At 45.7% G+C, this 8,911-nt stretch carries 8 protein-coding genes and 1 pseudogene; 3 read left to right on the forward strand and 6 right to left on the reverse strand.

Annotated elements, in window-relative coordinates:
• On the forward strand, positions 1 to 948 hold a 948-nt coding region (locus tag QVA83_RS16875; protein WP_287498727.1), incomplete at its 5' end, for a DUF3362 domain-containing protein.
• A gap of 90 nt (positions 949 to 1,038) precedes the next feature.
• Here the strand turns inward: QVA83_RS16875 and QVA83_RS16880 are convergent.
• The 3 genes and pseudogenes from QVA83_RS16880 to QVA83_RS16890 form a co-directional block, all read right to left on the reverse strand.
• Complete coding sequence (locus QVA83_RS16880; protein ID WP_156078285.1) at positions 1,039 to 1,458, reverse strand: hypothetical protein; 420 nt, start codon at positions 1,456 to 1,458, stop codon at positions 1,039 to 1,041.
• Positions 1,458 to 3,122: a S41 family peptidase gene (locus QVA83_RS16885; RefSeq protein WP_156078284.1), complete on the reverse strand. Its 1,665-nt coding sequence runs from the start codon at positions 3,120 to 3,122 to the stop codon at positions 1,458 to 1,460. The genes QVA83_RS16880 and QVA83_RS16885 overlap by 1 nt, the downstream gene beginning before the upstream one ends.
• 253 nt (positions 3,123 to 3,375) lie before the next feature.
• Positions 3,376 to 4,446: pseudogene (locus tag QVA83_RS16890) on the reverse strand (strictosidine synthase family protein).
• A 205-nt stretch (positions 4,447 to 4,651) separates the two neighbouring features.
• Here QVA83_RS16890 and QVA83_RS16895 point away from each other — a divergent pair.
• Positions 4,652 to 5,230 carry a demethoxyubiquinone hydroxylase family protein gene (locus QVA83_RS16895; RefSeq protein ID WP_075176464.1) on the forward strand — a complete coding sequence of 193 codons (579 nt, stop codon included), beginning with the start codon at positions 4,652 to 4,654 and terminating at the stop codon, positions 5,228 to 5,230.
• Between the two features lie 84 nt (positions 5,231 to 5,314).
• Positions 5,315 to 5,506 carry a DUF8622 domain-containing protein gene (locus tag QVA83_RS22500; RefSeq protein ID WP_075176463.1) on the forward strand — a complete coding sequence of 64 codons (192 nt, stop codon included), beginning with the start codon at positions 5,315 to 5,317 and terminating at the stop codon, positions 5,504 to 5,506.
• Positions 5,507 to 5,543: 37 nt separating this feature from the next.
• Here the strand turns inward: QVA83_RS22500 and QVA83_RS16900 are convergent, their stop codons facing one another.
• From QVA83_RS16900 to QVA83_RS16910, 3 genes are all read right to left on the reverse strand, one after another.
• The gene (locus QVA83_RS16900; protein ID WP_156078283.1) at positions 5,544 to 7,028 is read right to left on the reverse strand and encodes a PepSY-associated TM helix domain-containing protein; all 1,485 of its coding nucleotides are present in this window, start codon (positions 7,026 to 7,028) and stop codon (positions 5,544 to 5,546) included.
• Positions 7,029 to 7,038: 10 nt separating this feature from the next.
• Complete coding sequence (locus tag QVA83_RS16905; protein WP_287498728.1) at positions 7,039 to 7,575, reverse strand: hypothetical protein; 537 nt, start codon at positions 7,573 to 7,575, stop codon at positions 7,039 to 7,041.
• Positions 7,576 to 7,584: 9 nt separating this feature from the next.
• Positions 7,585 to 8,911 (reverse strand): TonB-dependent siderophore receptor (locus QVA83_RS16910; RefSeq protein WP_287498729.1); only part of this gene is annotated, 1,327 nt, incomplete at its 5' end.

The raw sequence follows: 8,911 nt of genomic DNA on the forward strand, positions 1-8,911 counted from the left end.
CCTAGCATTTGTGCGCACATGGATACGGACCATAAGCCAACTATCGACTTATACCGCCGTGCTCGTGAGTTGCCTGGAATTAAAAAGATATTGATTGCTTCAGGCGTGCGTTACGACCTAGCGGTAGAAGACCCGGAATACGTGAAAGAACTGGCTCTTCACCACGTAGGCGGCTACTTAAAGATCGCTCCAGAACACACCGAAGATGGCCCACTTTCAAAAATGATGAAACCGGGCATGGGCAGCTACTACCGCTTCAAAGAGCTGTTTGATAAGTACTCACAAGAAGCAGGTAAAAAGCAGTACCTTATTCCTTACTTTATTGCATCGCACCCGGGTACCACCGACGACGATATGCTAAGCCTTGCGATTTGGCTTAAAGAAAACAAATTTAAGCTCGATCAGGTACAAAACTTCTATCCGTCGCCAATGGCAACGGCTACCACCATGTACCATACCGAGGTTAATTCCCTTCGCAAAGTCACTAAAGACAGTGAAGAGGTGCCTTCTGCAAAAGGTGAAATTCACCGTCGATTACACAAGGCGATGTTGCGTTATCACGACCCGAAAAACTTTGCACAAATTCGTGAAGCACTTAAACGTATGGGGCGTGAAGACTTAATAGGCCGTGGTCCTCAACACCTTGTTCCGCCAGAAACGGCAGATGAAAAACGCCAAAAAGCGCAAAAAGGCCGTCGTGGTGAACGCGCACTGACCAAACATACTGGGCTTCCTCCTACCTTTCAGGGCAAGAACAGCAAAGGCGGTAACGGCGTAAATAAGAGCCGACGTAATTCCAACGCTAACAAGCAAGGTCGTGGTAACACAGCACAGCAGCTTAACGACACTGGCGGGAATAAGAACAGAGGCAACGCTTCGAAAGGAAATAATAGCGGCGGCAACAGTCGCGGCCGCACGCAAAAGCAGCCAAGCATGCATAAACGATAGAAACAAAAACGCCCGGAGCTTGTAGACTCTGGGCGTTTTTTAAGGCCTATTGTCAACGATGACATTGCGCTTTCTTCGATTTATCCCGACTTATGCCTCGTCCACTATATAACAGGTCACATTTTCAAGCACGGTAAGTTCCCCATTTTGGTCGTTACGCAACACGCACTGTTCACCATCACTTAGCAGCGTAAAACTATAAACAGGGTTGTCGTGCCTTCCGTCAATAGGTAATCCCCTACTATCATCCTTTGCTTTACGCTCAATCGTTATGCTAGCGGTTTGACTGAATGCATCATCGGCTATCGTTATGTTTAGACCACCAAACCAGTTGCTGATCTTACTTTCAATAGCTTGCTTTTGACTCACACTGATGGATTTGGTTACTGCCTCGTGTAACTCAGCCTCCTGCGTTGTCGCGCATCCGCTCGCCGAGAGCAAAAGTATGGCGAGAGGTGCAGCTAGCAATCTTCCTTTTAGCAATTTTCCTTTTTTATTAGGAAGCGACATTACTTGCGCTCCTGAATAACAGGCTGATTTATTTTGTTGTGTAAAATAAAGTTCTCTTTGCGTTGTTCAGGCTTGTCGATAGGAATGAGCTTTTCGCCCCCTAACGCACTTTGGTTACTGCGCAGTGCTTTGACATCTGCCACGCCGTTTGACGTGACAACTTCGGGACATGAGCCTGTAGCAGCATATTCCAATGCAGCTGACAGCATCCCTTCATTTGGATCACCCAAGCTTGCGGTAAAGTCATCTTCAACTTCACACCCCGGCAACTCAAAATCGAAATTAGGCGTGGTGGTAGGCATGAAACCATCAGCATAATCACCAAACCCTTTGTTATTCACCCCTTGGAACTGGATAGTAAAGTAGGTCTCACCGCAATTGTCTGTTGGGTAGAACCCATACGGCTTACCACAAGTAGTAGAGCCAATTTGCACTACTTCTACATCAATACCACGAAGTGCATTCATTACCGCTTCACTTGCTGAACATGTTGCACCCGTGGCTAAAACGTAAACCTTCGTCAGCGAAAGGCTAGGCAGAAGCGTGTCGGTAAGTTGCCCTGCGTTATAGTCAATAACATTGCGGTAAAACGGTGTTGGACGAACGGTCTCTCCGGTGACAGGGTTGGTGTTTGGGTTTTTATCGTTAAAACGCAATGTTTCAAAGGTTGCGTTATTGGTTTGGTTCGGACCCGCTATCATATAGGAAAGCTGTGAAGCTAGCGCCAAACGTCCTCCGCCGTTGTAGCGAAGGTCAATAACGAGCTCGGTCACATTTTCTTCAACAAACATATCGAACGCATCAATTAATCCTTCTTGCGCGGTAACGATAAAGGTATTGAATTGGAAGTAGCCCGTTTTGCCGTTTTCGGTATCGAGTACCTTTGCGTTTTGAACCGGCGTTACGCTGATATCGCCGGAGGTGATGTCTACTGAGAGAGTTGGACCATCAACCTGCACAAACTCAAAGCTTGTAACCGTACCTGCGTCTTCCGGAAACAGCGCAGCATTAATCGCATTGACGCCCTGCTGCGTGTTGTCATTGACAAAGTCGACGCCGTTTATACGCGAAAGGGTCGCACCGCGAGGCACGCCAGCAGTAGCTGCAGGTGAACCCGGCTCAGTGAATCGCACTGTTAGTACTCTCGGCACGGTTGTTGAACCAAATTCCCAATCAAACCCATAGCCCGATGAAATCCCCGATTGAGACAGTTCGTTATATTCGGCAGTGTCTTGTGAAAAGTGGAAGTTATCTTTTGGCGTACCGCTTGGCGTTAGTTCATTGGTTTTAAGCTGATCAAAATATCCCAACACTGAGAAATTTGCAGGGTCATTGTCATCTACTTCGTCGTACCACAAGTAAGTGTCATTAGTCCAAGTACGTAGCCACAGCTTTTCATCCATAGCGGTACCTTGTGTATCTGGGTAAGCCCTATTAGTAAAAGGATCAATACCACTTCTAGGAGTTTCACATTTCGCTAGATATTGAGATTGCGGTTCATACACTCCCGCTTCCCACTCTGGCTCTGTTGTTACAGGTGTCGTTGGCGTGGTAGGCGTTGTCACCACAGGAGGGGTATTAGACGAGCCTGAGCCGCCTCCACATCCAGCTAGAAGAGAAATCGTGACTGCAAGTGCAACAGAAGAATACGTATACGCTTTCATGATTTAGAAAATATCCTTTTAAAACGGCTAGCCCAAAACTATTAAACTTGTGCTAAAAACAACTTTTATTAGCATAGCCGATAGTGACATATCCTTCTAAGCGTAACTACATAACAAAAGTTTAAAATGTTTCGAAATGTAAGAAAACGTGTTGCAGAGTTGATGAGTAAATGTCATTCGTGACGCGTATCGCTCTATCACGGTAGAAAAGAAGACTACTTATTCTGCCGTAACAATATGCTTATTATCGTCTCTAGTTTAACTGCAACACACCTACCGACCGTGCAGTTAAGCTACTCACATATACACCTTCATCTGTCTGTATTGCGCCTGTAACAAAGGGAAATGCACCACTAGGGTCTTGATAACTTTGTAAAACCTCTCCGCTTTCGCTTATTTTAACAAGGTGCCCGTATGCTTGACCTTGTGGGCGCATGAACTATGGCAGACGCTGTACAATTTTACGAATGAAAGGCTTGTCAGATAGAGCGTCAACGGGAGCGGAGCGAGGCGAAGCAAGACCCAGAAAGTACGCGCCGCTAGTTGCCTGGCTGATGTTGTCTGGGAATCCTGGCAAATTATCAATTACGACCTCCACTTGGCCCTGTTTTGGCCCAACTAGCCAATAGCGCAACACGCGATATTTACCGGTTTCGTTGACCAATACTGAATTTTGATCATGGCTTATTGCGACACCATTCGCAAAAACCAAACCATCCATCAGTACATTACTCGTTCTACGTACTGGGTCGTACTCTATAAGCCTGCCATTGCCTCTATGTTCCAAAATTTCTAGCAAGCTCGCTTGCAGCGTTCCCCCATACTCTTTGGCAGAGAACTTGGTAGTTGCGTCAGTGAAGTAAATATTGCCGTTGGCGGCAACATCCACATCGTCCGCATATACAACTTTAGTGTTTTCTACTTGGTTAACCAATACCGTTAGCTCACCTTCAGGGTCTGCAATTAGCAATCCGCGATGAGCATCGGCGATTAATAAGTTGCCGTTGGTATCAAACTCGATACCGAGCGGACGTCCACCAGTGTTAATCCACGGAGTAAATGTTGCCTCACCTTTTTTCTTGAGTAATACCGCACCAGAATGAGTGGCGGTTGCAATAGTTCCCGCAGCGTTAATCGCAAAATCCTCCGGCCCTTTATCTTCGCCTAATTCAATAAACGAAAGGCCCGCCAAACGGTTGTTTTCCGCAAACTCCCCCGAAAATCCGCTACTGCTCGGTGCTTGCCAGCCTATTGGCGCAATGGGAACTGGCCACAATAGTAAATACCCTAAAACCAGAATGACAACGCCACCGAATACCTTCATTTATGCTCTCCTACAAGCAACGCATGTTGTGTATCTATCAACCATAGCAAGCAACCCTCCGATACTCTGCTTTCGTTTATAAATAGAACACTATCATCCAGAGCTTTCTAAATAGCGCATATTTGAATATGCATTACAAATTCGTTAGGTAGCATCCATTCCCCCCTTCAGATCGTTTGTTTATAAAATGCTACAGAGGTACGTCATGCCATTTTATGCAAAAACACTCGGAGATAATCACGCTAAGCAAGTAGACAAAGAACTACGTGCGAGCCACGCGGGAGAGACGGGAGCCGTTTGGATATACCGTGGTGCTCTATTCGCCGAATGTGTTTTAAAACTGGTTAATCTTTCTGGCACAAAAAGCGAGGCACAACCCTTCATACATGAGCACCTTAAAACGGAAAGACGACACCTCGCCGTCTTTGAAAACGAAATGCCGCTTTTTAGGGGAAGTTTTATTTTACCTGTATGGATAGCTTCTGGGTTTATCACCGGTTTTATTCCAAGACTTTGCGGTATTAATTGCTTTTACTACACCATTTACCGAGTAGAGCAGTTCGTAGATTCGCATTACGAAGAACAATGCAAGCGCATTTCTGCGTTAGCCATCCCCCCTTCAAACGTTATAAATCGGTTTAGACAATGCCAAGCAGATGAACAACATCACAGAGATGAAGCGCTGCTCCTAATGACGAAAAGGCCGTCGTTATTAATGAAATTATGGGGCACAGCCGTTGAAAAAGGCTCTTCTATTGCCGTTGCAATCGCAAAAGTGATTTAAGTTTTCGAGCTTATGCGCAGTGACCTGTGATAAAAAATAGGCATCAGAGAATTTATTAATTGAAAAAAAAGAGACGCTTTTAGAGTGGGAAAAAAGGACAGAGTTCGGCTACCAAAACCCTGTGACAACTGCGGTATCAATGCCGACACACAGTTTCGTATTCGATGTGGTGATGAAGACACGTGGCGTATAGTATGCAAAGCTTGTCAAGAACGAGCAAAGGCCAGCAATGGCTATATGTATGGCGGTACATGGAAAAGAAAGAAGCGTAACTAAGGGGCTTCCTGTGAGCCCCTAATAGTTACGATAAGATTTACGCATTCACTCTTTTTTCTTGCGCTGATTGAGGCGCGCTGTTACTCGCGTCGGTTTCAATCTGTGTTTCTGCATTTTTAGCTCGCTTAATCAGCGTATTAGCACGATAAACACTCCACACCACGTACACCACCATAGGTATATTAAGCTGAAGTGACGCAACCGATAGCGTCGCGCTTTGGTGCACAGCCGCATAGGCTATGAGTAACACCATTACGCTTAGGCCTGATATAAGCAACCATATCGGCTTTGTGAGTGATTTAACTCCCACTGTAATGCCGGTATTAAATAGCATAAGGCACCAAAAAACGGCGATGAGCGAGCCTGTAAAAAACATATCTGCTACAGCAGTTAATGCGAGTGCACTCACACTACCCCACACCGTGCTGTACCAAAGCCTGCTTGCTAACGGCGGATGCGCCTTCTTAGACAGCCAAATCTCCATACCCGACACGCAAAGCATGGTCAGCATTACACCAAGAACAAAGTACAGCCATTTGCTGGTAAGGCCGGCGAAGTCACCGAAGTGCAAACGGTACATCGCCCATACCAACTGCTTACCCCATTCACCGAATTCATAGCCGGCCACACCGATAAAGTTACCCGCCGTATCGAATCGATAGCCTTCTGCGTAGATCATTCTATTGGGTGCCTTGGCATATATTTCGATGAACTGCTCTGGTTCACCGACTTCGTGTACCGTTAAAAATATTGGCGACTTTTCTGGCGCTAGCGTTTGCATTTGTGCAAACGCCCTACCAATAGCCGGTTTACCTTCCTGTGGCGCTAATACAGGGTCTGGCGTAAAGATTTTCTGGATAACCGCGTCGCGATCGCCTTCGTAATTTAGTGAGGCAACAACCACCAAAATGATCCCTGCCATACCAAAATATGCGCCTGTTATACCTATAACTAAATGAAAAGGCGCTGCCCATAGTCCAAAACGGTTGTGCAAATCAATTTGTGCTTGCTGACCGTTGCCACCCCGTCGAAGTTTAAAAGCATCTTTTGCTATTCGTTTGTGAGCAATAATTCCAGTGACGACAAGGGTACAGATGATAGCGCCCAAAGCGCTGACCAAAATCATTCCCCAACTTTGTGGCAAATTGAGATACAAGTGCAAGTTCACAAGCATTTCGGTAAAAGACACGCTTTCTTGCTCTAATAAGTTACCTTCACTGTCGGCAAAGTAAGCAGCATGATCGTTTTCTACCACCAACCGAGGGATATCTGATGTAGGGAAAACCACATAAAGATGGTGAGACTCCTGCGTATTCTGAGCCAAAAAGGTGTCCATCGCCTTTTCAACAACATCAGGAGAAACATTCTCCATTTCTTCAATATGCGGCTGTTCCCACCTTTCAAACTCTAAGTGAAAAACCGCAACGGTCCCAGATAAGCACACCAAAAAGAGAAGTACACTTAGAAAAACGCCTACCCAAGTATGTGCATTTAATGCATTTTGTTTTGTTATTTTATCCATCGATATTCACCTACATGGGGAAGAAAATAAGTATTGGTAGGCAAAGTGCAGCCAAAACTGCGTAAGCAACAACAACTTTAATTTTGTGGGCGGTAGCAAGGTAGTAATAAACAATAAGACCCCACAAAATTGGCAACAGCACGATACCTGTAGCCAACTTCCCTGCTATTGAGAATGGAAGTAGCGCACATAGTCCTAGCGTCAATAACACGCTCACAACCAATAAAACAACCAGCACCACGATGTAGTTTGCGATGTTCCCTAGAACTGTACGTCGCGAGAAATCAAAGCTCCTCGGCTGAGGTACATTTTTTGGCTGAGGCAAATGCGTTTGGTTAAACGCAATAAAAGGCCACACTAAAATGGAAGGAATACACAGCGCATATAGCACGCCAAACTCCCACCCCTGAGCATAAGACCAGCACACTGCTGCAACTAGCCATACGACAAGACCCAAATAAAGATACGTTGACGCTTGAGCGCGCCAACTTTTATAAATAACCCCTAAGGCTGCAAGTGTTAAACCACCCGCTGCAACTGAAAGCATGATAAATCCTTAAAACGAATAGGTTAGCGACGCGTTCACTGTTCTGCGTACTCCTGGGAAACAGTCACCTCTGAATAAGCAAGACGTGAGATATTTTTTATCGGTCACATTTCTTACATTCAGCTGCAAATTCAAATTATCTGAAAGCTCATACGACACCATCAGGTCACCAAGGGTGTAGCTAGGTGTGTCGTATCTAATAACCCCGTTTTCAGAAACCGACTCTCCTACGTAGCGAATACCTGCTCCCACGGTCAGCGCTTCAAGCTCGAGTGGAGAATAATTTATCCATAGGGATGCATTGCTATCTGGCTGTGCTGACAACGAGAAACCGTTAGGATCTTCAGCGTCCATGACCGATGCAGCGAACTGCGCTGTAATTTGGCCAAAGTCTACGCGCCCTTCTAGCTCAACCCCTTCTATGGTCGTTACGCCTTGCTGTTGTGCCGCTTCGTCTGGTAATCCGTTGGGATTAGGAAGATTTGAAACTTCAATATCGTAATACGCCAGCGTGATAAAACCAGGAATTGACGATAGTTCATACTTAATCCCTGCCTCGTATTGACGGCCTTCTTCTGGCTTAAGCTGGTTGTTATTGTTATCTAATCCCACCACCGTCTCGAATGACTCAGCGTAACTAAGGTAGGGGGAAATACCGTTGTCAAAGCGATACAAGATTCCAGCTGAGTAAGATGTTTGCGTGTCATCCTGCTCCGTTACGCCAGTATCATTGTCAACGCGGTCGTGACGTAGGCCTAGCGTTACTCGCCAGTTTTCATAGGAAATTTGATCAGACAGGTATAACCCCGTGTCCGTGACTGTCTGTTCAGGCGCATCGTTGTAGATTGCGTCGAAAATGGCTTGCTCTGGTGCGCCTGTGTACTCAGGGTTAGCCAAGTCCAGAATGTACCTAAAATCACCTTGTAATACCCCACCACCTGCGTAGTATGCAGAGTTGGCGTCAGTTTTTACATTTTGATATTGGACACCCGCAAGTAACTCGTGTTCGAAAGAACCTGTCACAAAGCCCTTGTTTACACGAATATCAAAAGCGTGTTGATTAAACGTATTGTCTGCCTGATAAAACGTTCTTGGAACAAATGTGTCGGTAGGTGCAACCGGAGCGCCAACATAAGCATTTAGATATCTCGTACCGCCAGTAAAAGTGGGCCACGCTTGATGGTAGTCTGCTTCGCCATCTCGCCATAAGGCAGTAAATGAAAGTGACGTTGTATCGTTTATCAAGTGCTCGCCAAGTAAGGTAACTTGGTTCGACTTAGTATCAAATTTATTAAACCCTGGTTCACCTGCGTAAACATCTTGGTCGGGTAAATAA

This window comes from Alteromonas sp. AO-Serp (genome assembly GCF_017849675.1).
Classification (GTDB): domain Bacteria; phylum Pseudomonadota; class Gammaproteobacteria; order Enterobacterales; family Alteromonadaceae; genus Alteromonas; species Alteromonas macleodii.